Genomic DNA, 23,882 nt, shown 5'->3' with positions numbered 1-23,882 from the left:
GGATCCGGGACCGGTGTCAACGTGCAACCCCGGCCCGCGTTCCACGGGCCGGGGACCTGTCGCGCAAAGCCGCGCAGTCTCAGCCGAAATCGATGCGCAGGCCGGGCAACGCCTCGGGCACGAGGCTCCCTGCCCCCTGCCCTGCCCCCGACGGATCGCAGGTCACGCGCAAGTGGCGACCCTCCGCCGTCCGGGTCAGCGCAAAGCCGGTGTCGGTCGCCTCGATCCGCGTCTCTGCGGTCTCGAAGAAGGCAGGCTCCGCGCGGCGCAGGCGCAGCAGGGTCTGCGTCAGGCGCGCCTTCTGCCCCGCGAACCCTTCCGCCTGGGGCAAGCCACGCAGGCTCTCCAGATCGACGGGCAGGCGGTTGTCGGGATCGGTCAGCGCGAAATGCGGGCCTTCGCAGCCGCGGTAGATATCGGGCACCCCCGGCATCGCCAGCTTCAGCGCCACCTGGATGAGCGACAGCACCTCGCCCCGCGCGACCAACCGATCGAGCCCCTCGCCGCCCCAGCCCGCCGCCAGGCCGGGGATCAGGTCCAGCACCTTCGCCTCGGCGTCCTCGTCGGGATAGACCCAGTTGGTGATGACCTTGGCCTCGCGCAGCGCCTTGATCATGTGATCGCGCAGCCGTGTCTCGAAGTCCGGCTCGCCCCAGATCGCCAGCGCGGCCTGCGTCAGGTACCAGCGGTCGTTGGCGCTCGCCTCCGTCGCCCCGTCGAGCGCGTCCACCGCCGCCACCAGGTCCGCGAAGTCGTCCGGCAGATGAGAGATCGCGACAAGCCGCGCACGCGCGTCCTCGCTGCGCTTGGTGTCGTGGGTCGAGGTCAGCGTCATCGCAAGCGGTCCGCGTCGCGACAGCCAGTCCTGCAGTTCCGCGGGCGTCACGGTCGGCGCATCGGGATCGGCGCCCACCTCGTTGGCAGCCAGGTAAGCGTTCCAGCGGAAGCCCGCGGTATCCTCGTGGCTTTTCGCCAGAAGCGCGCCGGTCACCTGCTGGAAGCGCACCTGGAAGGCCCGCGCGGCGGGGGTCCCGGGATCGGTGATGAACCCCGCCAACTGGTCGAGCACCTTGCGGTCGCGCAGCTCTTCCGCCGCGTCGTCGGCCACGTCGGCCATCAGGGCGCGGTCCTCGTCCCGCGCGGTACCGGCCGCGAAATAGGGTCTGTACCGGGGAAATGCGACCAGCAAGGCGATGACAGCCTCGCGCAGCGCCTCGGCGCCTTGCGCCCGGGCGTCCGCCTCGCAGGCGGCGGAGGCAAGGTCGATCATCCCGTGCAGCTCCGCCGCGAGATCCTGGCGCAGCACCTCGTTCTTGGCGGTGGAGACGGCGTCGTGGAACGCGCCCTCGATCCCCGTCGCCGCCCGCCAGGCTTCGACGATCCGCGCCTGCCCTTTGGCATCCGTCAGCACCTGCGCGATCTTGCGCGCCGCCTCGTAGCCGGTGGTGCCGGCCAGGCCCCAGTCGGGCAGCTCCTCGTCGCCGGTCAGGATCTTCTCCACCCAGATCGGCACCGACACCCGCGCCTTCAGCCGCTCGAGATACCCGCCCGGGTCCGCCAGCCCGTCGATATGATCAAGCCGCAGCGCCTGCACCAGCCCTGCGTCGACCAGTTCGAAGACCTTGGCGTGCATGTCCTCGAAAACGGTCTCGTCCTCCACCCGCATCCCGATCAACCCGGTCACGTTGAAGAACCGGCGGTGCGTGATGCTGTCGCGTTCGCGTTCCCAGCGGGTCAGCTGCCACGCCTGTGCCGCGTGCATCGCGTCGAGGTCCGCCGTCGTCGTGCCGGGGGCCAGCGGGATCGCCAGCCCTTCGCCCACGGTCATCACGGGCCCGTCTTCCGCCCGGCCCACGCCGACCTTGCCCGCGGCCAGCGCCTCGGCAAAGGATTCTTCCAGGAACGGCAGCACCAACTTTTCGGACCAGTCGATGTCGAAATGCCCGGCATAGACACTGCTCTGACCGTGACGCAGCACGTCGCGCAGCCAGGGCGTCTCCAGCGAAAACGCCATGTGGTTGGGCACGATGTCGATGACGATGCCCAGGCCCGCGGCCTGCGCTTCTTCGGCCAGCCGCCGGAAACCGGCCTCGCCGCCCAGGGCGGGGTCGATCTCGTTCGCATCGGTCACATCGTAGCCGTGGGTCGATCCGTCCTGTGCCGTAAAGATGGGCGACAGGTACAGATGGCTGATCCCCAGGTCCGCCAGGTGCGGCAGGAAGGCGCGCGCCACGTCGAAGGTCACGCCGCCGCGCATCTGCAGCCGGTAGGTGGAAGTCAGGGGGATCATCGGCTGGTCGTCCATGCGCAAAATCCGAAAGGGGTGCCCGGCGCGCCGAGCGTCAACCGCTCGGGACTGTCGGGCCAGAGGTGGGGCGTGTCCGGCACCGTGCCGAAGTGAAACGCAAGATCGAGCGTGCCGGCCTCGAAGGCCCAGCTTGCCACGGCAGAGCACGGGCCCGTCGCGCGCACCCGCGCAGGCTCCGCCCGGCCGCTGCGCAAGAGCGGCAGCACTTGCGTCGCGCGCCAGCCCAGAAGCCGCGCGGTCAGCCGCCGCCAGTCGTCGGCGTCCTCGGGCAGGTCGTCGTAGGGGCGCGCCATGTCGCGGGTCGCGCGATCGAGCGGATCCGGCAACTCCCCCGCGAACCCGCCGAAGTCCTTGAACTCCTCCTTGCGGCCCGACCGGACGGCTTCGGCCAGATCGCCTTCGAAGTCGGCGAAGAAGGGGAAGGGCGCGTAGGATCCCGCCTCCTCTCCCTGGAAGAGCATCGGCACGTAGGGCGCCGTCAGCAGCACCGCATGGGCGATCCGCACCGCGTCGGGCCCCGCCAGCTTGATCAGCCGGTCGCCGAGCGCGCGGTTGCCGATCTGGTCGTGCGTCTGGTTGGCATTCACAAAGGCCTGCGGCGGCAGATCGCCCGAAGGCGCCCCCCGCGACGGCCCGACGCGCGGCTGGCCTTGTTCCACCTGCCCCTCCGCCAGGGCAAGGCACAGGTCGGCCATCGGATCGGCGGCGTAATTGGCGTAGTAGCCTTCGTCCTCTCCGGTCAGCAGGACGTGCATCGCGTGGTGGAAATCGTCGTTCCATTGCGCGTCGATCCGGCCTGCTTCGCGGTCGGCGGCAAGGTTGCGCTCGTCCTCGGCCACCAGGTGCAGGGGCCGGATCGTATCGAGCGCACGCAGGCTCTCCGTCAGCTCGGTGAAGAACGGCCGCTCGGACGGATCGACCAGCTGGTGCACCGCGTCGAAGCGGAACCCGTCGACGCCGAAAGCCTCCACCCACATCCGCGCGTTGCGGATGAAGAAGTCCCGCACGGGGCGCCTGGTGAAATCCACCGCAGGCCCCCAGGGCGTCGTGCGGCCTTCGTCGAAGAACGACGGCGCCAGCCCGTGGATGTAGGCGCCGTCCGGCCCGAAGTGGTTGTAGACCACGTCCAGCAGGACGCTGATCCCCAGCGCATGGGCCGCACCCACGAAGTCCGCGAAGTCCTGCGGCGCGCCGTAGGCCGGGTGCACCGCGTAGGGCAGCACCCCGTCATACCCCCAGCCGCGGGCGCCGCCGAACTGGGCGATCGGCATGACCTCCACCGTGTTGACGCCAAGCGCCGCGAGGTCGGCCAGCTTCGCCGCGGCCGCGGTAAACGTGCCTTCGCGGGTGAAGGTGCCGATGTGAATTTCGACCATCGCCGTGTCGACCCAGTCGCGTCCTTGCCAGGGCGAAGGCGCCTGCGGGTCGCGCGTCAGCAGCGACATCGCGTGGACCTCTCCCGCCTGCCGGCGCGCCGCGGGATCGGGCACGACCACACCGTCCAGGACGTAGCCGTAGCGATCGCCGGTCCGCGCCGGAAACCGCCCGCGGAACGTGCCCTCCGCATCCTTGGTCAGGGCATGCAACTTGTCGTCGATCTTCAGTTCGAGCGTGTCGCGGTCGGGCGACCACAGCGCGAAGTCCCACTGTCCCTCGCCCGCCGGCCAGGCTCCCCAGTAAGGTTGCGTCTTGTCGGATGTCACGAAGGTGGGTCTTTCCTGAAAAATGCGTCGCCGGAACACTGTAGCGAAGCTCCGGCCACCGGCAATCGAAATAGGTCAACACGTGTGACCTGGTGCGGGGCAAGACAACCGCCCTGCCCCGCACCAAGGCGCGAACTCTTACAAATCGGGAAGGCCCGACAGAAGCTTGTCCATGGTCGCCGGCAGGTCTCGCACGCGCACGCCGCAGGCGTCGTAGATCGCGTTCACGATAGAGGCCCCTGCCCCGCAGATCCCCAGCTCGCCGATGCCCTTGGCCTGCATCGGGTTCGCCCAGGGGTCGCGTTCCTCCAGGAAGTTCACCGTCAGCTGCGGCACGTCGAGGTTCACCGGCACGTGGTATTCGGCCATGTCGTTGTTCACGAGATGCCCGTCGCGGGGGTCGAACATCAGCTCTTCGGTCAGGGCCATGCCGATGCCGAAGGTCATCCCGCCGAGACACTGGCTGCGTGCCGTCATCTCGTTGAGGATCCGGCCCGCGGCGAAGGAGCCGTGCATCCGGCGCACGCGCACCTCTCCGCTGACGCGGTTCACGCCGACCTCTGCGAAGAACGACCCGAAGGTGGCCTGTCGCACATCCTCGCCGGTTTTCCCTGCGTCGATCACGCCTTCGACCGCCAGCGTCCCGAAGCTTGCAAGCTCCCGCTGGGTATTGGCGGCGCGGGCGATGCCGTCCTGCAAGGTCAGGTCCGTCTCCTCGACGCCCATCTCCTCGGCGATGCGACTGCGCAGGTTCTCGCAGGCGACGAAGACCGAGCTGCCCGAAGAGGACGCGCCCCAGCTGCCGCCCGACCCCGCCGCCTTCGGGTGGTCAGAGTTGCCCAGGTCGACCGTCACATGGGCGGGGTCGACGCCCAGCATCTCCGCCGCGATCTGGGTGAGGATCGCATAGGTGCCGGTGCCCACGTCGGTCATGTCCGTCTCGACCAGGACCTTGCCGTCTTCCAGCGTGATGCGCGCGTGGCTTTCGCCGATCATGTTCACCCGCGTGGCCGACGCCATGCCGTAACCGATCAGCCAGTCCCCGTCGGTGCGCCCAGTCTCTCGGTCCGCCCAGCCAAAGGCGCGCGCGCCATCGTCCAGCGCCTCGACCAGCGTGTTGGACGAGAAATCGCGCCCGTCGGAGGGATCGACCTCCGGCACGTTGATCTTGCGCAGCTCCACCGGATCGACGCCCGAGGCCCGCGCCAGCTCGTCCATAGCGATCTCGAGCGCGGTAAGGCCGACCGCCTCCCCCGGCGCGCGCACGGAGCCCGCGGCCATAGAGTTGATGCGCTTCACCTTCATGCCGACCTCGCGGTTCTCCCCGCGGTAGATGAAGGGGGTCGCCTGGGTCACCGGTTCGGCAAAGGGCTCGTCGGGCAGGTTCGACACGGTCGCGGTGTGCCCGATCCCGGTCAACCGCCCCTCGGCGTCCGCCGCAAGGCGGATCTGCTGCACGGTCTCCGACCGGCGCATGGTCGCTTCCGCCACCTGCTGGCGCGACAGGACCACCGCGACCGGGGCGCCCAGTTCCATCGCGGCATGGCCCGCGGCCACCGCTTCGTGACTGATCCCCAGCTTGGCGCCGAACCCGCCGCCGGTGAAAGGCGTGAGCAGATGCACCTGCGAAGGCTCCAGATCCAGCGAATCCGCCAGTTCATTCACGTTGTACTTCAGCATCTGGCAGGACGCGCGTACGGTCAGCTTCTTGCCGTCCCATTGCGCAATGGCGGCATGCGGCTCCATCGCGTTGGAGGTATGGCCCGGCGTCCGGTAAGTCTGATCGACCGTGAAGGCCGCGTCCTTCATCGCCCCGTCCAGATCACCTTGCGCGGAATACTGGTCCTCCTGCTCCTCCGCCTCTGCCTTGGACAGGTCCGTCACCGCGTCCGAACGCTCGATCTGCAGCTTCACGGTCTTGGCGGCATGGCGCGCCTGCTCGAAGCTGTCGGCCACGACGAGGGCCATCGGCTGACCGATGTAGAAGATCTCTCCATCGGGCTGGATCGGCGCCTCGTTCGCGGTGCCCTGCGCGGGATTGCGCAGGAAGGTCTTCCCGTGGAAGACGCCGCGCACGCCGTCCATGGCGCGGATCTCCTCGGCATTCAGACCAGTCATCTTGCCGCTGGACACGGGCGCGCGGACGAGCACGCCGGTCAGCATGCCCTCGGGCTGATCCTCGTGCGCATAGGTCGCTACTCCCGCGACCTTGAGCGGGCCATCGGGACGCGGCAGGCCCTTGTGAATGACGCCCTGCGCCATGTGATCGAGGCGATTGCGGGTGTCGGGCTTGTCCATGACCACTTTCGCGGTCGGAATATCGGTCAGGTCTTTCATTGCGCAATCTCCGCCGTGAGGTCCTTGAGGGTCGCGATCAGGGTGCGTTTCGTCAGCGGCACCTTGAAGGCATTGCCGTCCTGCGTCACCGCATCGGCCAGCAGCGCATCGGCGGCCTTCGCGAAAAGCGCGGTCGAGGGTTCTTCGCCCACCAGCATCTCTTCGACATGGCCGTCGCGCCAGGGCTGCGATCCGATGCCGCCGAAGGCCAGCGCGGCCTCGGTGATGCGGCCGTCCTGCACCGACACCCGGCCCGCCACGGATACCATGGCGAAGGCGTAGGAGGCGCGATCGCGCACCTTGCGATAGGTCTGCCGACCGGCCCGCGGCGCGGGCAGGATGACGTGGGTGATCAGGTCGCCGGGCTTCAGCACCGTTTCGACCGAAGGATCCTCGCCGGGCAGCACGTAGAACTCTGCAAGGTCCACGACACGGGTCTCGCCGTCCTCGCTCTCGATCTCGACCGAGGCGCCCAGCATCCGCATCGCCACCGCCATGTCGCTGGGGTGGCTCGCGATGCAGTTTTCGCTGACGCCCAAGATCGCGTGCAACCGGCTCGCCCCGCCGATGGCACCGCAGCCCGAACCGGGCGCGCGCTTGTTGCAGGGCTGATCGGTGTCGTAGAAATAATAGCACCGCGTGCGTTGCAGCAGGTTGCCGCCCGTCGTGGCCTTGTTGCGCAGCTGGCCAGACGCGCCCGCCAGCAATGCCGAGGACAGCGCCGGGTAGTTCTTGCGCACCCGCATGTCGGCGGCGAGGTCGGAGTTCGTAACCAGCGCACCGATCCGCAGACCGCCGTCGCGGGCCTCGCCGATCTCGCCCAGGTCGAGCCGGGTGATATCGACCACCTTGTCGGGGGCCATCACCTCAAGCTTCATCAGGTCGAGCAGGTTAGTGCCGCCGGCGATGATCGTCGCCCCCTCGGCCCCGGCGCGAGTGGCGTCGGATTGCGCCTCGGCGCGGATGTAGTCGAACGGTCTCATTTGCGGCCCTCCGCGGTTTCGCGGATCGCGTCCACGATATTGGGGTAGGCGGCGCAGCGGCAGATGTTGCCGGACATGCGCTCGGCGATTTCGTCGTCGGTCAGGTCGATCGTGCCGGTGAGGTCGCCGCTCACGTTCGAGGGCCAGCCGGCCTTCGCCTCGTCCAGCATCGCGGTGGCCGAGCAGATCTGCCCGGGCGTGCAGTAGCCGCACTGATAGCCGTCGTGCTTGACGAAATTGGCCTGCATCTCCGACAGCTGCTCGGCGGTGCCGATGCCTTCGATCGTCGTGATCTCGTCGCCGTCGTGCATGCAGGCGAGCGTCAGGCAGGAGTTGATCCGACGGCCGTTCACGATGACGGTGCAGGCCCCGCATTGACCGTGGTCGCATCCCTTCTTGCTGCCGGTCAGGTCGAGGTGGTTGCGCAACGCGTCCAGAAGCGAGGTCCGGGTATCGGCCTCCACTTCGTGGGTCGTGCCGTTGACGGTCAGGGTGGTCTTCATCTCGGGGGGTCTCCGCTCGGTCCGGTTTCCCAGACAACCCCGCCCGCGGGGTCCAGTTCCGAGAGCGAGCGGCAAATCACGCGGACATTGCTTTGCCGCAAGATAGAGGGGCGGCTTGGCAACCGCGATTGCCAATTGGCAATCGGGTCTTTTATAACGAGCAATCAGCCACTTAGATCGGATTGGCTTCCGCGAATTTCCGAAAGAACGCTAGGTAGGCGCGGTCGGGGTCCTCCGCCGGGGCGCGGCCCTTGGCCCAGTCGCGCCAGGCGCCTTCGACGTAGTAGATGTCGTAGCCCGGAAACCGCATGCGCGCCGTCTCGTAGGTCTGGGTCTGCAAGGCCGCCCCCTTGGTGTCGAGGTGCCCGGGGCGGGGCCGCCCCTCCGCCGCCTTCTGCCGCCGTCCGGTGCTGGCGAAGCTGAGCGCGCGGGCTGCCTCGCCGGTGGCGTCACCATCCTTGCGCCACCAGCGCAACTCCACATGGGTCACGCTGCGACCGGTCTTGATGGGGCTGATCTCGACCATGTAATCCGACAGCGCGCAGACTTCCTCCACCGCCGGCTCGATGGCGCGCAACCGCAGGTTCGACCAGGAGGTGAGCTTGCCCTTCGGCACCCCCAGCACGCCGCGGATGGCGTCGAGGGTGAACTTCTCCGACGACTTCCAGCGCAGGTTCCCGCGCTTCTGCACCATCTCGTAAAGCGTGAGGGCGTATTTCGAGGTCAGGGCGAACATCACCTCGCGCTGGAGGCGGGCGAAGACGGTGGAGTTGCGGATGACCTTGCGCAGGCGCGCAGGGATCTCGTACTCGAAGAGCCCGTCGCCGCGCGCCATCTCCACGTTGCCGCCCAGAAGCTGGACCCGCTCGATCGCGGGCTTGCCGTCCCAAAGCACCTCCATCTTCACGATCGAGGACATCAGACGCTCGATCGACTCGCCGATGCGATCGTTGGAGTTGTGATTGCCGCGCAATTCGGACTTGGCGATGACATGGGTGACGGGCTTGTCGATCGCCTCCCAGGCATTTTCCAGCAGCTGGTTGTAGATCCGCCGGTCGGCCAACGTCAGCGGCGTGACCTCCACCAGGTCCACCAGTTCGCCCGGTTTGATCAGCGTCTCGGCGCTGGGTTTCGCATCGAGCGTGCGGTAGGGTGTCGTCGACTTCGCCAAGGTGCACCTTTTGATTACGTGCTTGCGCTTACTTTTGTATGGACAGCCGCGTAAGTCAAGTTTGGGGCAGGGCACCCGGTTCGTAAGGTTTCAGACGCCGACCAAGGCCCGGCGCGAATCGGCAAAGGCACTAAAACAGGGGTTTCTGGCAGGCCCCGATTCGCGCGAGATGGCCCACCCGATCCGTAAGTTTTCGGCCACCCGGGGCGTAAGGACAGATCACCCCAAAGGTATCGCCACCTCACCCGACCCGTAAGGCAAACCGTCCCGAAGCGTAAGCGTCAAGCGGGATGGCGCCAAGCGGGGCAGGGGGGTGGCGCGCCCGAACAGGAGAATCCGAATATCTGAACAGCGGGGTTTTGGATTTTTAGGTCGATTTGGGTGAGGCAAGCGTTGATGGTGCGCCCAAACTTGACCGCAGACACGACTGCGACGCCAAAAGTGCGGTCTCTACGACACGCTGCCCAAAGGTTCGCTTTTTGATGGCCCCACCTTCAAACTCCGTACTTGTAAGCACAGGTCGCATTCGGCATCCTGCAAGCAAAACAAGAGCGGATACCATGCCACAGGATTACCCCATCGCCTTGCCCGAAATCGACGCGCTCGCCAGTCGCGCCGGTCGGGTGATCGAGAAGCTGCGCGCGCGCGTCTTCTCTCCCGGCACGGCGAAGACGCTGGACGTGCGCTACAACGTGCGCACCGCGGCCGAGATGGTCGGCCGGACCGAGAAGGCGATCCGCGATGCCGAAGGCGACGGGCGCCTGCCGGCACCGGACAAGGACCCCGACACCAACCGGCGCACCGGCTACAGCCTGGAAGACGTGAACCGGATGCGCCAGGTCTTCGGCACGCTGCCGCACCGTGCGGCGGACGATCCGGCGATGGTTCTGGCGGTGCAGAACTTCAAGGGCGGCGTCGGCAAGTCGACCGTCGTGGCGCACCTGGCGCAGTATCTGGCGCAGAAGGGCTACCGCGTCTGCGTGGTGGATTGCGACAGCCAGGCGTCGACCACCAGCGTCTTCGGGCTGAACCCGGACGTGGACGTCGACGAGGAGGAGGACACGCTCTACCCGTTCTTTCGTCATGGAGGGCCCGCGACGCTGCACTATGCCCTGCGCGCGACCTACTGGCCGGGGATCGCGCTGATCCCGGCGAACCTTGGGCTCTACGACGCGGAATACGAATTCGCGGCCCGCATGGTGCGCGAGCAGGATTTCGTCCTTGATAGACTACGCACGGGAATAGAGACGATTTCCGACCAGTTCGACGTGATCCTGCTGGACCCGCCGCCGGCGCTCGGGATGATCTCTCTCTCGGTGTTGCGGGCGGCCAATGCGATCGTCGTGCCGGCCCCGCCGAACAACATCGACTTCGGGTCGACGGCGCATTTCCTGCGGATGATGTCCTCGACCCTTGGGGAATTGGCCGAACACGGGGGTGCGCGGGGGTATGACTTCGTTAAGATCCTCGCGACCAAGATGAATGACCAGAAAAGCGCGCATCAGGCGATCAAGCGGATGATGGATGCGGTGTTCCCGCAGGACATGCTGAACGCGGTCCTCAAGGACAGTGCCGAAATCGACAACGCCGCCGCCAACCTGATGACGGTGTACGAGCTGACCGGTGCCGCCACGCGGACCGAGACGCACAAGCGCTGCCGCGTCTACCTGGACGCCGTGGGCCGCGAGATCGAAACCGAGATCCGCAAGACCTGGCCCAGTCATTTGCCACGCCTGCGCAAGGAGGGGATCCTGTGAGCAAGAAACACGACGCCATCTTCGACGACATCCTGTCGGACCTCGGGGCCGACGAGACGCCCGAACCGCGCGGCTCCGCCCGGTTTCTGAAACGCTCGACCACCATGGCCGAACAGGCGGCGGGGGGGCGGCAGGAGAAGGTCCTGCGTCTCGTCGATCCCGCGACCTGCGTCATGTGGGAGGGGCACAACCGCGCCTACGATCTGCTGACGGCAGAGAATTGCGCCGACCTCATCGAGGGGATGAAGGCGCAAGGGCAACAGGAATTCCCCGCCATCGTGCGGCGGCTTTCGGGCGGCGATGCGGAATACGAGGTCATCTGCGGTGCCCGGCGGCACTTCGCGGTCAGCTGGCTGCGGGCCAACAACTACCCCCAGTTCCGCTACCTCATCGAGGAGCGCGACCTGACCGACGAGGAAGCCTTCCGCCTCGCCGATATCGAAAACCGCGACCGCGAGGACATCAGCGACTTCGAGCGGGCCCGCGACTACGCCCGCGCCTGCGAGATGTATTACGGCGGGCAGCAGAAGGTCATGGCGGAGCGGCTTCAAGTCTCGCCCGGGTTTTTGTCGCGGTTCCTGCAACTGGCGAAACTGGACCCGCGCATCGTCGCGGCCTTCCCCTCGATCCGCGAGCTGCGAGAGGTGCACGCGCGGCAGTTGCGGGCGGTGATGGTCGACAGCGATGCCGCGACCCGCGTGCTGGAGGAAGCCGACCGGTTGGCGGGGCAGGGGGCCACCGCCGCGGAGGTGATGAGCGCGCTCAAGACGGCGGGCAAGGCGCCCCGGAAGCGGCGCGCGCACGACGAGCTTTTCACCCATCCGCTTGGCAACGTGTCCCTGAAGAAGCAGGGCAAGGTTCACGCGCTGCGCTTCTCGGCCACCTTGCCGGACAAGGCGCTTCGGGCCGCGGTCGAGGAATACCTCAAATCGCGAAAAGGCTGATTGCCAATTGGCAATCGGGCCGATCTTGCTGCGAAATCAGTCGGTTAGTCGTTTTTCACCGGTGCCGTGCTGGCCCAGGATTTCTCTTCCGGGGGGCAGGGCAGATCGGTGTCGTTGCGCCGCATGTGCAGGTGCGTCTTCGAGATGAAGTTGCCCGAGATCGGCGCGCTGACGAAGAGGAACGCCATGACCAGCACCTCGTGCACGGAAGGATCGTGGTGCACCCATGCGTTCAGCATCGAGGCGATGAGCAGCGACCCCACCCCCAGCGTGGAGGATTTCGTCGGCGCGTGCAGCCGCGACATCGGGTCGGGTAGCTTGATCAGCCCGTAGCTTCCGATGAGCAGGAAGGTGGCGCCGATGCCGATCAGCACGACGATCAGGATGTCCAGGATCAGCGTCATTCGATGATGTCCCCCCGCAGCACGAAACGGCAGAGCGCCACCGTCGAGACGAAGCCCAGCATGGCGAAGATGAGCGCGCTTTCGAAGTAGATCTGCGTGCCCCAGTGCATGCCGACGAGGATGATCATCGCGATGGCGTTCACGACCATCGTGTCGAGTGCGAGGATCCGGTCGCCGACCATGGGGCCTTTCAGCAGGCGCACCATGGCCATGACCTGGCTGAGGCCGACCACGGCCATGGCGATGTAAAGGGCGATGTCGATCATGCCTCGAAGATCCTTTTCAGCCGGGATTCGTAGCGGGCCTTGATGTCGCGGGCGACCTCTTCCGGGTCGTCGGCGTCCAGCGCATGCACCAGCAGCGCCGTGCCGTCGGCGGAGAGATCGGCACTGACCGTGCCGGGGGTCAGGGTGATGGTGCCGGCGAGCATGCTGATCGCCTCGGGCGTACGCAGCTCGAGCGGGATCACGACCCAGTTCGAACGCATCCGCGAATTGGGCTTGAAGAGCACCACGAGCGCGACCTCGACGTTGGCCACGAGGATGTCCCAGACCACGACGAAGAAGTAGCTCACCAGAAGCCAGGGCTTCGGCAGGGGCGGCCGGTTGGGCCAGTAGGGGGCGGTGATGATCGGGATCAGGAAGCCAAGGATCAGCCCCATGACCACGGTGCCGTAGCTGATCGAGTTCACCAGGAGGCACCAGACGACGATCAGCAGAAGCGTCAGGAACGGGTGCGGGAAGACGCGGTAGAACAGGCGCATGGGCATGTCAGTAACCCTCCTCTTCCAGGTCGACGTCGGGGGTGTCGGCGTAATCGGCGCTCGGGATCTGCTTGCCTTCGGTGTTCAGCACCACGTCGATGTAGGGCGCGGGCGTGAAGAGCTGGTCGGCGGTGGCCTGCATCGTGGCCGTGACCGGACCCGCGAAGATCGTGAGGCCCACGATCACCGCGATCACGCCACCGATGGCGACCACGGGGGTCCGGGGCGGCGTGGGGGCGGGCAGGTCGGGATTGCTCTCTTCCGCTTCGACGGGGGGGAGCGTGTCGCCGTCGGGAACCTCTGCCACCATGACCTGGTGGCTGCGCCAGAAGATCTGCGAGCCCGCGCGCGCGAAGCCCACCACCGCGATCAGCGATCCGCCCAGCACCGCGCCCCAGACCCACCAGTGCAACCCGTGGCCCCAGGCCGATTGCATGACCAGAAGCTTGCCGACGAAGCCCGACAGCGGCGGCAGTCCGGTCATGACGATGGCGGCGACGAAGAACAGGCCCGCGATCAGCGGCCCGCCGGTGATGACGCCGGCGTCGCGCAGGTGCGCGCCCACGTCGCCGCGCCGGTCGCGCAGCACGTCCACCAGCAGGAACAGCGCGGCGGCGGCGAAGGTCGAATGCACCGCGTAGTAGAGCGCGGCCGAGATGCCGTCGGGGGTGAAGACGCCTACGGCGCTCAGCAGCATTCCCATGGAGCCGATGACCGAGAAGGCCACCAGCCGGTCGAGCCGCGCCGCGCCCAGCACGCCGATCATGCCCATGGCCAGCGTCAGCACGGCCGCGGGCAGAAGCCATGTGCCCATCAGGCCCTGCGTCGTCTCCAGCGTGGGGGGAAAGATCAGCGTGTAGACCCGGATGATCCCGTAGGCGCCGACCTTGGTCATGATGGAGAAGAGGGCCGCGACCGGGGCAGGGGCCTCGGCGTAGGAGGCGGGAAGCCAGAAGTGCAGCGGCAGAAGGGCCGCCTTGATCGCGAAGACGAGCAGCAGCAGGACCGCCGCGACGCGGATGCCGCCGGTGTCGTCCGCCGACAGGACCGAGACGCGCAACGCGAGGTCGGCCATGTTCAGCGTGCCGGTCTGGGCGTAGATCGTGCCGAGCGCGAAGAGAAAGAGCGTCGAGCCCAGAAGGTTGTAGAGCACGTATTGCACGCCCGCGCGCAACCGTGCGGCCCCGCCCGCGTGGATCATCAGCCCGTAGGAGGCGATCAGCAGAACCTCGAAGAAGACGAAGAGGTTGAACAAGTCGCCCGTCAGGAATGCGCCCATGATCCCCATCAGCTGGAACTGGAAGAGCGCGTGAAAATGCCAACCCCGCTTGTCCCAGCCGGAACCTATGGCGTAGAGCAGCACCAGCGGGGCGAGGGTGGCGGTGATGAGCACCATCAGCGTCGACAGCCGGTCCGCCACCAGGACGATCCCGAAGGGCGCGGGCCAATGGCCCAGCTGGTAGATGTCGATTGTCCCGTCGGAGGCGCGCCAGAACAGACCCAGCGCCAGCGCGAGCAGGCCCAGCGTGCCGGCCATGCTGAAGGTGCGCTGCAGCACCGGGTGATAGCGCGTGACCAGCACCAGGACGGCGGCCAGCATCGCGGGCAAGACGACGGGAAGGACGATCCAGTGGGTCATGCGCGCGGGTCCACCGTCTCGTTCTCTTGTTGCAGGGCCGGGGCGTCGACCCGGTCGTCGTCATTGGACAGCCAGGACCCCAGCGCGATGATGACCACCACGGCCGTCATCCCGAAGGAGATCACGATCGCCGTCAGCACCAGCGCTTGCGGCAGCGGATCGGTATAGACATCGACCCCGTCGCGCAGCACGGCGGGCGCGTCGGGCAGCAGGCGGCCCGAGCCGAAGAGGAAGATGTTGACGGCATAGGTCAGAAGCGAGGTGCCGATGATCACCGGAAAGGTCCTGAGCCGCAGCACCAGGTAGATTCCGGCAGCGGTCAGCAGCCCCACGGCGCTGGCGACGAGTGCTTCCATGTCAGCTGTCCTCTCGTGGGGTCTGGCGCAGGGTGCCCAGCGGTTCCGGCTCTTCCGGGCGCGAGGGGTCGATGTCCATCGCGTAGTCCGAAGTCTCGTCGTCCTGCCGCCGGGCCAGGCGCGAGAAGGATTCGAGGCTCAGCATCACCGCGCCCACGACGGCCAGGAAGACGCCCAGGTCGAACCCCATGGCGGTCGCGAGTTCAAATTCCTCGAGCGGCGGGATGCGGAAGTAGCCGAAGGCCGAAGTCAGGAAGGGATGCCCGGTGAACCAGGAGGCGATGCCGGTCAGTCCCGCGATCAGCACGCCCGCGCCGATGATCCCGTGGTAGGGATAACGCTGCCGGTTCGCAGCCCAGGCGAAGCCGCTGGCCATGTATTGCATCAGGACCGCGATGGCGACGATCAGGCCGGCGATGAATCCGCCGCCCGGTTCGTTGTGACCGCGCAGGAAGACGTAGACGCCGACCATCAGCACGATGGGCATCATCACGCGGGTCAGCACCACCATCATCAACGGGTGCGCGTCGCCCGCGCGCTCGCTCTCGTAGCCGCGGTTCAGCAGGCGCGCCCGGACGGAGGAGCGCAGCAGCGCCTCCGTCATGGCGTAGATCACGACGGCGGCGATGCCCAGGACGATGATCTCTCCGAAGGTGTCGAAGCCCCGGAAGTCCACGAGGATCACGTTGACGACGTTGTCGCCGCCGCCGCCCTTGTAGGAATTGGCCAGGTGGTAATCCGAGATCGAGGGCGCCGGGAAGTCCGACCGCAGGATCGTGTACATCAGCCCGCCCGCCGCAAGCCCGCCCGCGCCCGCGATCACCGCGTCGCGGGTCTTGCGCATACCCGACGTCTCGCGCGGGGTCTCGTTGGGCAGGAAGTTCAGCGCCAGCAAGAGCAGGATGATGGTGACGACCTCGACCGAGATCTGCGTGAGCGCGAGGTCGGGGGCCGAGAAGTAGTCGAAGCCGACCGAGACCATCAGGCCGACGATCCCCATCAGCATCAGCACGGCAAGGCGGTTGTGGTGGGCCACGATGATGAAGCCGGTGGCGGCCATCAGCATCGCCCAGCCCGCCACCGCGGGGGGCGAGAGGGGCAGCATCTCGCGGCTGGTGGTCAGGGTCGAGCCGGTGACCCAGGCGTAGAAGCCCACGCCCGTCGTGGTCACGATCATGAGCGCCGCGTAGCGGGTGAAGGTGCCGTCGTGCAGCCGCTCGGCAAAGGCATTGGCGCCGCGCACGGACATGGCGATCAGCCCGTCGAAGATCGATTTCGCCTCGGGCCGGGGGGTGGCGTCCCAGGCGCGCATCAGCGGGTTGAAGGCCAGCAGCATCAGCAGGCCGCCCAGGATGGCCACGGCGGACAGGTAGAGCGGCGGCTTGAACCCGTGCCAGATCGCAAGGTGGTAGTTGGGCACAAGGGCGGGATCGCCGATCACGGCGCCGGTGACGATCTTCACGAAGGGCTCGGCCAGGAAGGGGGCCAGGCCCAGCCCGATCACCGGGATCATCAGCAAAGCGGGCGACAGCCACAGCCCGGCGGGCGGATCGTGAGGCTTGTGCGGGTAGTCGTAACGCTCCTGGCCCAGGAAGGTGTGGCCCAGGAAACGGAACGAGTAGGCCGCCGAGAAGATCGCCCCCGCCGTCGCCACGCCCGCGGCAAGCAGCGGGCTGGAATAGAGCGTCGTGTGCAGCGCCTCTTCGAGGAACATCTCTTTCGAGACGAAGCCGTTCAGCAGCGGGAAACCCGCCATGGCCAGCGCCGCGAAGGTGGCGATGGCGAAGGTGATCGGCATCAGGTGACGCAGCCCGCCCAGGCGGCGGATGTCGCGGGTATGCGCCTCGTGATCGACGATGCCCGCGGTCATGAAGAGGGCGGCCTTGAAGGCGGCGTGGTTGAGGATGTGGAACACCGCCGTCATCGCGCCGAAGGGCGTGCCGGTGCCCAGGAGGAAGGCGATCAGCCCGAGGTGCGAGATCGTGGAGAAGGCGAGCAGCGCCTTCAGGTCGTGCTTGAAGAAGGCGATGAAGGCGCCGATCACCATGGTCAGCAGGCCCGCGGTGCAGACGATGTAGGTCCAGGCCTCTGTCCCGGCGAGCACGGGCCACATGCGCGCCATCAGGAAGAGCCCCGCCTTCACCATGGTGGCCGAGTGCAGGTAGGCCGACACCGGCGTGGGGGCGGCCATGGCGTGCGGCAGCCAGTAGTGGAACGGGAACTGCGCGGACTTGGTGAAGCAGCCCAGCAGGATCAGCACCAGCGCGGGCAGGTAGAGCGGCGAGGCCTGGATCGCCTCCCGGTTCTCGAGGATCACCGTGAGGTCGTAGCTGCCCGCGATCTGACCCAGGATCAGCATGCCGCCGATCAGCGCAAGCCCGCCCATGCCGGTCGTGGCCAGCGCCATACGCGCGCCCTGGCGGCCCGCGGGCAGGTGCTTCCAGAAACCGATGAGCAGGAAGGACGACAGCGAGGTGAGTTCCCAGAACACGAGCAACATCAGGATGTTGTCGGACAGGACGATGCCGATCATGGCACCCTGGAACAGCAGCAGGTAGCTGTAGAACTCGCCCATGTTGTCGTCGCGCGACAGGTAGTGGCGGGCGTAGTAGATGACCAGCAGGCCGATCACTAGGATCAGCCCGGCGAAGAACAGCCCAAGGGGATCGAGGAAGAGGTTCACGTTCAGCCCCAGCGCCGGGATCCAGGCCAGTTGCGCCTGAACGACCTCCCCCCCAAGGACGGCGGGAGCGTGGGTCAGCAGGCCGACGAGGGCCGTCAGCGTGACGAGGAAGGTGGCCCCGAAGCACGCCTGTCGTCCGGCGAGGATCATCAGACCGGGCAAGAGCGCGCCGAGGAACGGCAACAAAGCGATCAGGAAAAGCGACAAGGGGTCAGATCACCTTCGTTGGGGTGGTTTCGCCGTGGCTAGCAAATTGCGGCTGCCTTTGCGAGAGGAACCGGACGCGCAAAAGCGCCGCGGGGCCAAAAATCGACGGCGTTGGGTCGAAGGCCTCTTGTAAGGCCTTTGGACGGAGAGGGGGCGGTAATAGAGTGTCGCGGCATCCGCATTTGGGGTGCGCGCGCCGTGCCCTCGCGCGGGTCGTGGAGCGGGGTCGGACCGGAGCGGCTTGAAAACCGCGCGACATCGCGTCTTCGTGCCGAAACTTTGGGCGATTGGCGAAAGGGGGCGGCGCGGGCGGTCGTGGTCCGGTTGACTTTACGGGGGCGGGGGGCAGTCTTGCGGCTTCCTCTCAAGGATCGACTCCCATCGCGACGCTCACCGACATCCGGCCCGTGACAGGTCCCGCCGTTCGATCTCTCGGACAGGCGGAGCTCGAGGTACGGCCGCGCGGGGCGGGCACGGGGATCGGGCGATTGCGAACCTTTGGTTGTCTGAAGCTGTTGTTTCCGAAGGGAAACGATCCGCTGACCGGGGTGCTGCTGAACACCTCCGGCGGGGTGACGGGGGGCGACCGGCTGGCGGTGTCGCTGGAGGTCGCGCCCGGGGCCGCGCTGGCGCTGACGACCCAGGCGGCCGAGCGGATCTACCGCGCGAGCGAAGGTGTCGCGCGGACCCGGAACCGCCTGACCGTGGCCCCCGGCGCGCGGCTCGATTGGGTGCCGCAGGAGACGATCCTGTTCGACGGCGCAGCGCTCGACCGGCGGTTGCAGGCCGAGGTGGCCCCCGGTGGGCGGCTCTTCCTTGCCGAGGCGGTGGTCTTCGGGCGCAAGCTTTCGGGCGAGCGGCTGGACCGCGTGACCTTCACCGACCGGATCCAAGTGACGCGGGACGGTGTGCCGCTGCTGACCGACGCCACGCGGATTGACGGTGCGGACACGCTGGCGCGGCCCGGGGTCGCGGCGGGGGCCGGCGCGATGGCCACGCTGGTGGTGGTGGACGAGGCCGCCGCGGCGCTGGTCGCGCCGCTGCGCGCCGCCCTCGGGGAGGCAGGCGGGGTGAGCGCGCCGCGTGCGGGACTGCTCGTCGCCCGGGTCCTGGCGGAGGACGGATACGCGCTACGCGCGGCCCTTGCGGGGGCCATGTCTTTGTTGGCAGGATCGCCCCTGCCGCCCAGTTGGAGATTGTAGGATGAACCTGAGCCCGCGCGAGAAGGACAAGCTTCTGGTCGCCATGGCCGCAGAGGTCGCGCGCAAGCGCCTGGCCCGTGGCGTGAAGCTGAACCACCCCGAGGCGATCGCGCTCATCACCGACGCGGTGGTCGAAGGCGCGCGCGACGGACGTTCGGTGTCGGAGATGATGCAGGCGGGGGCCGAGGTGGTGACCCGCGATCAGTGCATGGAAGGCGTGGCCGAGATGATCCACGACGTGCAGGTCGAGGCGACTTTTCCCGACGGCACCAAGCTTGTGACGGTGCACGATCCGATCCGTTGAGTTTTGAGTTTATTTGGCCAGATGAATGAGGGAGCGCGCGCCATGATACCCGGCGAGGTGAGAGCGGCAGAAGGCGATATCGTCCTGAACGAAGGGCGTGCGACGATCACGCTGATGGTGGCCAATACCGGCGATCGCCCGGTGCAGGTCGGCAGCCACTACCATTTCGCCGAGACCAATCCGGCTCTCGATTTCGATCGGGAGGCCGCGCGGGGGCACCGGCTGAACATCGCCGCGGGCACCGCCGTGCGGTTCGAGCCGGGCCAGCGCCGCGAGGTGGAGCTGATCGCGCTGAGCGGTGCGCGCCGGGTCTACGGGTTCAACCAGTCCGTCATGGGGGACCTGTAGTTGGGCGCGATGATTTCCGCGGTCCTGTCGGGCGGCCTTGCGCTCATGGTCACGTCGGCGGCGGCGCAGGAGGTCGCGTGCAGCGATCCGCAAACGCAGACCGACATGAACATCTGTGCCGCCGAGGCCGCCGCGCGGGCGGATGACCTGCTGAACGCCGAATGGCGCGTGACGCAGTCCTTCGCAAAGGCGCGGGGGCTGGGGGAGGTGCTTCTGGAAGCACAGCGCGCCTGGCTGGGTTTCCGCGACGCGCAGTGCGCGGCGGAGGCGGCGCGGTACGACGGTGGCAGCCTGCAACCCCTGGTGCACGCGAATTGTATCGAGCGGCTGACCCTTCGCCGCACAGACGATCTGCGGCAGTTCCGCGAACCCTGACCTGAAAGGACATCCCGATGTCGGCCAAAATGACCCGTGCGGCCTATGCCGCCATGTTCGGACCCACCCTGGGTGACCGGGTGCGGCTTGCCGATACCGACCTGTGGATCGAGGTGGAGCGGGACCTGACCGCCCTGGCCGGGGACGGCAACGCGCCGCGCTACGGCGAGGAGGTCAAGTTCGGCGGTGGCAAGGTGATCCGCGACGGCATGGGTCAAAGCCAGCGCACGCGGGCCGAGGGGGCGGTCGACACGGTCATCACCAACGCTCTGATCGTGGACTGGACGGGGATCGTGAAAGCCGACGTGGGCCTGCGCGACGGGCTGATCCAGACCATCGGCAAGGCCGGTAATCCCGACACGCAGCCGGGCGTCGATATCGTCATCGGACCGGGCACTGAGGTCATCGCGGGCGAGGGGCGTATCCTGACCGCGGGCGGCTTCGACAGCCACATTCACTTCATCTGCCCCCAGCAGATGGAGGACGCGCTGCATTCCGGCGTGACCACCATGCTGGGCGGGGGCACCGGACCCGCGCACGGTACGCTCGCCACCACCTGCACGCCGGGACCCTGGCATATCGGGCGGATGCTGCAGGCGGCGGATGCCTTTCCGATGAACCTGGCCTTCGCGGGGAAGGGCAATGCCTCGCTGCCCGCCGCGCTGGAGGAACAGGTCCGCGCGGGCGCCTGCGCGCTGAAGCTGCACGAGGATTGGGGGACGACGCCGGCGGCCATCGATTGCTGCCTGAGCGTCGCCGACGCCATGGACGTGCAGGTGATGATCCATACCGACACGCTGAATGAATCGGGGTTTGTCGAGCATACGTTGAAGGCGATGAAGGGCCGCACGATCCATGCCTTCCACACCGAGGGTGCGGGCGGCGGACATGCGCCCGATATCATCAAGATCTGCGGCGAGGATCACGTGCTGCCCTCGTCCACCAACCCGACGCGGCCCTTCACGGTGAACACGGTGGAAGAACACCTCGACATGCTGATGGTGTGCCATCACCTCGACAAGTCGATCCCCGAGGACATCGCCTTCGCCGAAAGCCGCATCCGGCGCGAGACCATCGCGGCGGAGGATATCCTGCATGACATGGGCGCGTTTTCGATCATCGCGAGCGACTCACAGGCCATGGGACGCGTGGGCGAGGTGCTGATCCGTACCTGGCAGACCGCCGACAAGATGAAGAAGCAGCGCGGACGCCTGGCCGAGGAGACCGGCGACAACGACAACCTGCGCGTTCGGCGCTACATCGCGAAATACACGATCAACCCTGCCATCGCGCACGGGATCAGCGCCCACATCGGGTCGGTGGAGAAAGGCAAGCGCGCGGACCTCGTGCTGTGGGATCCCGCCTTCTTCGGCGTGAAGCCCGAGATGGTGTTGATGGGCGGCACGATCGTCTGCGCGCAGATGGGGGACCCCAATGCCTCGATCCCCACGCCGCAGCCGGTCTACTCGCGGCCCATGTTCGGGGCCTACGGCCGGTCGGTGGAGCATTCGGCGGTGACCTTCGTCTCGGCCGCCGCACAGGCCGATGGCATCCGGGAGACGCTGGGGCTGGCCAAGCAGACGCTAGCGGTGGAGAACACGCGGGCGATCGGCAAACGGGACCTCAAGCTCAACGACGCGACGCCGGTGGTCGAAGTCGACCCCGAAACCTACGAGGTGCGCGCCGACGGAGAGTTGCTGACCTGCCAGCCAGCGGAGGTGCTGCCCATGGCGCAGCGCTATTTCCTGTTTTGAATGCGCCTGCAGCATCCCGCTTGCTGCAACGCGGCATTGCAAAGCTGTGCGTGGTGAGCATGGCCGGATCCACTTACTTCTATGGGCGAGGGAGCGAACCAACGCGAACACCCAAAGAGGTAAGACATGGCATATCAACTGACAGACCTGCGCAGCGGCGACAGCGTCTTCACCGCATTCCGGCACCGTCTGGCCGACCTGGGCCAGAGCATCTGGCGCAGCATCGAAGCCTACGGCGAGGTCCGTGGCCGGACCGCCCAGCTGGAGAAGATGCACGCCAAGTCCGACGCCGAACTGGCCGAGATGGGCCTGACGCGCGCCGACATCCCGATGCACGTCTTCCGGGACTTGATGTTCCAATAATACCCCCACGGCGGAGGGCGGCATGACCACGCTGCCCACCGCCCGACACGTGGAGCCCTTCGGCGGCTCCGCCAGCGACAGCGTGACGCTGGATTACGCCGCCCGGTTCCTGCGGCGCCGGGTGCTGACCACCGATACGGGTCAGCGCGTGCTGGTCGATCTGGAACAGACCACGTCGCTCAACGCGGGTGACGCGCTGGTCCTGGACGACGGGCCGCGCATCCGGGTGATGGCGGCGCAAGAGGATGTGCTGCGGGTGCGGGGGGCGAACCTTACGCGGCTGGCCTGGCACATCGGCAACCGGCACACCCCCTGCCAGATCGAGACCGATCACGTGGTGATCGCGGCCGATCCGGTCATCGCACATATGCTTGAACACCTGGGCGCCGAGATCGAGGCGGCGCGCGCGCCCTTCACGCCGGAAGGCGGGGCCTACGGGCACGGGCGCACCCATGCGCACGCGCATGGACACAGCGCCCATGACTGACGCGCGCCTGCTGACGCTGGTACAATGGCTGTCCCCCGCCTATCCACTGGGGTCCTTCGCCTATTCCCACGGGGTCGAGCAGGGGGTGGCCGATGGCTGGATCACCGACGCAGACAGCCTGCGGGACTGGCTGGAGGACGTGTTGCGGCACGGGTCGGGCCGGTCCGACGCGATCTGGCTGCGGCTCGCCGCGGCGGGGTTCGTGGATGACGCGCTGGCGCGCAGCTACCTGATCGGCGCCGAACGCCTGATGGAGGCGGAGCGGCAAGGCGCGGCCTTCGCGCGGCTCGCGCGGGAGGTCTGGGGGCTGGACGTGGCCGATACGCTCCTGCCGCTGGCGGTGGGACGTGCGGCGGCCGCGCTGAAGATGGAAGTGGGCGCTGTCGCGGCGGTCTATTTGTCGGGCTTCGTGTCGAACCTGATCGCGGGCGCGCAGCGGCTGATGCCCCTGGGCCAGACCGGCGCGCAGCGGGTCCACGCGGATCTGCACGCCACCTGCCTGTCGGTCGCGGCCGAAACGGAAGGCTGCGGCCTGGACGATATCCTGAGCTGCGCGCATTGCTCGGAGATCGCGGCGATGCGGCACGAAACCCTGCAACCAAGGCTATTCACCACATGAACGGACCCCTACGGATCGGGATCGGCGGCCCTGTCGGCGCGGGCAAGACCACGCTGACGGCGCGCCTGGCGGAGGCGCTGAAGAACGAGGTCTCCCTCGCCGTCATCACCAACGACATCTACACGCAGGAGGATGCCGAGGCGCTGATGCGGATGCAGATCCTGCCCGCCGACCGCGTGATGGGGGTCGAGACGGGGGGCTGTCCGCATACGGCAATCCGAGAGGATGCCTCGATCAATCTTGCCGCCATCGCGCGGATGCGCGAGCGGCATCCGGATCTTGCGCTGGTGGTCGTGGAATCGGGGGGCGACAACCTCTCGGCCACCTTCAGCCCGGAATTGGCGGATCTGACGATCTACGTGATCGACACCGCCGCGGGCGAGGACATTCCCCGCAAGGGCGGCCCTGCGCTGACCCGGTCCGACATCCTGGTGGTCAACAAGACCGACCTTGCCCCTTATGTCGGCGCGAACCTAGACCGGATGCGTGCGGATGCGGCCACGGCCCGGGGCGACAGGCCCACGGTCTTCGCCAGCCTCAAGGCGGGCGACGGGATCGAGGAGATCATCGCCCTCATCCGCGAGATCGGCGGGCTGTAGCGGCGGGCGGTCCGTTCGTGCGCAATACCATTTAGAAAAAGAAAAACGGCGCGCAGGATGACTTGCGCGCCGT

The 23,882-nt window shown here is 67.4% G+C and carries 23 protein-coding genes; 11 read left to right on the top strand and 12 right to left on the bottom strand.

From position 1 onward, the window contains the following. Positions 1–79: 79 nt before the first annotated feature. The 6 genes from treY to EU805_RS14985 all read right to left on the bottom strand — a co-directional run bounded on the left by treY (position 80) and on the right by EU805_RS14985 (position 9,005). Positions 80–2,305, bottom strand: a complete 2,226-nt coding sequence (gene treY / locus EU805_RS15010) for a malto-oligosyltrehalose synthase (protein ID WP_242494189.1) — start codon at positions 2,303–2,305, stop codon at positions 80–82. Continuing rightward, positions 2,287–4,011 carry a malto-oligosyltrehalose trehalohydrolase gene (gene treZ / locus EU805_RS15005; protein WP_165351977.1) on the bottom strand — a complete coding sequence of 575 codons (1,725 nt, stop codon included), beginning with the start codon at positions 4,009–4,011 and terminating at the stop codon, positions 2,287–2,289. The genes treY and treZ overlap by 19 nt, the downstream gene beginning before the upstream one ends. Positions 4,012–4,149: 138 nt before the next feature. Next, on the bottom strand, positions 4,150–6,348 hold the full coding sequence (locus EU805_RS15000) for a xanthine dehydrogenase family protein molybdopterin-binding subunit (protein WP_129764791.1): 2,199 nt from the start codon (positions 6,346–6,348) through the stop codon (positions 4,150–4,152). Then, positions 6,345–7,331 (bottom strand): xanthine dehydrogenase family protein subunit M, encoded by a 987-nt coding sequence (locus EU805_RS14995; protein ID WP_129764790.1) that lies wholly within the window; start codon positions 7,329–7,331, stop codon positions 6,345–6,347. The genes EU805_RS15000 and EU805_RS14995 overlap by 4 nt, the downstream gene beginning before the upstream one ends. Further along, a complete protein-coding gene (locus EU805_RS14990; RefSeq protein WP_129764789.1) occupies positions 7,328–7,834 on the bottom strand; it encodes a 2Fe-2S iron-sulfur cluster-binding protein in 507 nt (168 codons plus the stop codon). Before EU805_RS14990 ends, EU805_RS14995 begins: the two co-directional genes overlap by 4 nt. Before the next feature lie 172 nt (positions 7,835–8,006). Next, entirely contained in the window at positions 8,007–9,005 is a 999-nt protein-coding gene (locus EU805_RS14985) for a replication initiation protein (protein WP_129764788.1), read from the bottom strand. A 560-nt stretch (positions 9,006–9,565) separates the two neighbouring features. Between EU805_RS14985 and EU805_RS14980 the strand changes: the two genes are divergently transcribed. Both EU805_RS14980 and EU805_RS14975 read left to right on the top strand, forming a co-directional pair. Further along, complete coding sequence (locus EU805_RS14980; RefSeq protein ID WP_129764787.1) at positions 9,566–10,762, top strand: AAA family ATPase; 1,197 nt, start codon at positions 9,566–9,568, stop codon at positions 10,760–10,762. Next, complete coding sequence (locus tag EU805_RS14975; protein ID WP_129764786.1) at positions 10,759–11,706, top strand: ParB/RepB/Spo0J family partition protein; 948 nt, start codon at positions 10,759–10,761, stop codon at positions 11,704–11,706. The genes EU805_RS14980 and EU805_RS14975 overlap by 4 nt, the downstream gene beginning before the upstream one ends. A 44-nt stretch (positions 11,707–11,750) precedes the next feature. On the opposite strand, the gene EU805_RS14970 is transcribed toward EU805_RS14975, so the two are convergent. From EU805_RS14970 to EU805_RS14945, 6 genes are read right to left on the bottom strand one after another with little or no spacing between them, the layout of a single operon-like run. Continuing rightward, on the bottom strand, positions 11,751–12,110 hold the full coding sequence (locus EU805_RS14970; RefSeq protein WP_129764785.1) for a Na+/H+ antiporter subunit G: 360 nt from the start codon (positions 12,108–12,110) through the stop codon (positions 11,751–11,753). Continuing rightward, positions 12,107–12,376 carry a K+/H+ antiporter subunit F gene (locus EU805_RS14965; protein WP_129764784.1) on the bottom strand — a complete coding sequence of 90 codons (270 nt, stop codon included), beginning with the start codon at positions 12,374–12,376 and terminating at the stop codon, positions 12,107–12,109. The genes EU805_RS14970 and EU805_RS14965 overlap by 4 nt, the downstream gene beginning before the upstream one ends. Next, the gene (locus tag EU805_RS14960) at positions 12,373–12,873 is read right to left on the bottom strand and encodes a Na+/H+ antiporter subunit E (RefSeq protein WP_129764805.1); all 501 of its coding nucleotides are present in this window, start codon (positions 12,871–12,873) and stop codon (positions 12,373–12,375) included. Before EU805_RS14960 ends, EU805_RS14965 begins: the two co-directional genes overlap by 4 nt. 7 nt (positions 12,874–12,880) lie before the next feature. Beyond that, positions 12,881–14,512 carry a monovalent cation/H+ antiporter subunit D gene (locus EU805_RS14955; RefSeq protein WP_129764783.1) on the bottom strand — a complete coding sequence of 544 codons (1,632 nt, stop codon included), beginning with the start codon at positions 14,510–14,512 and terminating at the stop codon, positions 12,881–12,883. Next, positions 14,509–14,868, bottom strand: a complete 360-nt coding sequence (locus tag EU805_RS14950) for a Na+/H+ antiporter subunit C (protein ID WP_129764782.1) — start codon at positions 14,866–14,868, stop codon at positions 14,509–14,511. The genes EU805_RS14955 and EU805_RS14950 overlap by 4 nt, the downstream gene beginning before the upstream one ends. Before the next feature lies 1 nt (position 14,869). After that, positions 14,870–17,758: a monovalent cation/H+ antiporter subunit A gene (locus tag EU805_RS14945; protein ID WP_129764781.1), complete on the bottom strand. Its 2,889-nt coding sequence runs from the start codon at positions 17,756–17,758 to the stop codon at positions 14,870–14,872. A 515-nt stretch (positions 17,759–18,273) separates the two neighbouring features. Here EU805_RS14945 and EU805_RS14940 point away from each other — a divergent pair. From EU805_RS14940 to ureG, 9 genes are all read left to right on the top strand, one after another. Continuing rightward, complete coding sequence (locus EU805_RS14940; RefSeq protein WP_242494188.1) at positions 18,274–18,960, top strand: urease accessory protein UreD; 687 nt, start codon at positions 18,274–18,276, stop codon at positions 18,958–18,960. 1 nt (position 18,961) lies between these two features. Continuing rightward, positions 18,962–19,264, top strand: a complete 303-nt coding sequence (locus EU805_RS14935; RefSeq protein WP_129764779.1) for an urease subunit gamma — start codon at positions 18,962–18,964, stop codon at positions 19,262–19,264. A gap of 42 nt (positions 19,265–19,306) precedes the next feature. Next, the gene (locus EU805_RS14930) at positions 19,307–19,612 is read left to right on the top strand and encodes an urease subunit beta (protein ID WP_129764778.1); all 306 of its coding nucleotides are present in this window, start codon (positions 19,307–19,309) and stop codon (positions 19,610–19,612) included. A gap of 9 nt (positions 19,613–19,621) precedes the next feature. Then, positions 19,622–19,987: a lysozyme inhibitor LprI family protein gene (locus EU805_RS14925; protein WP_242494193.1), complete on the top strand. Its 366-nt coding sequence runs from the start codon at positions 19,622–19,624 to the stop codon at positions 19,985–19,987. Positions 19,988–20,004: 17 nt separating this feature from the next. Next, positions 20,005–21,741 (top strand): urease subunit alpha, encoded by a 1,737-nt coding sequence (gene ureC / locus EU805_RS14920; protein WP_129764777.1) that lies wholly within the window; start codon positions 20,005–20,007, stop codon positions 21,739–21,741. A gap of 126 nt (positions 21,742–21,867) precedes the next feature. Further along, positions 21,868–22,104 carry a hypothetical protein gene (locus EU805_RS14915; RefSeq protein WP_129764776.1) on the top strand — a complete coding sequence of 79 codons (237 nt, stop codon included), beginning with the start codon at positions 21,868–21,870 and terminating at the stop codon, positions 22,102–22,104. Between the two features lie 22 nt (positions 22,105–22,126). After that, on the top strand, positions 22,127–22,591 hold the full coding sequence (locus EU805_RS14910) for an urease accessory protein UreE (RefSeq protein ID WP_129764775.1): 465 nt from the start codon (positions 22,127–22,129) through the stop codon (positions 22,589–22,591). After that, on the top strand, positions 22,584–23,210 hold the full coding sequence (locus EU805_RS14905) for an urease accessory protein UreF (RefSeq protein ID WP_129764774.1): 627 nt from the start codon (positions 22,584–22,586) through the stop codon (positions 23,208–23,210). Before EU805_RS14910 ends, EU805_RS14905 begins: the two co-directional genes overlap by 8 nt. Continuing rightward, complete coding sequence (ureG, locus tag EU805_RS14900; protein WP_129764773.1) at positions 23,207–23,809, top strand: urease accessory protein UreG; 603 nt, start codon at positions 23,207–23,209, stop codon at positions 23,807–23,809. Before EU805_RS14905 ends, ureG begins: the two co-directional genes overlap by 4 nt. Positions 23,810–23,882 lie beyond the last annotated feature (73 nt).

Origin of the sequence: Salipiger sp. IMCC34102 (genome assembly GCF_004145405.1) — a bacterium.
Classification (GTDB): Bacteria; Pseudomonadota; Alphaproteobacteria; order Rhodobacterales; family Rhodobacteraceae; genus Loktanella.
The sequence above is the reverse complement of the archived record's forward strand: the minus strand, read 5'-3'. Positions and strand labels throughout refer to the sequence as shown.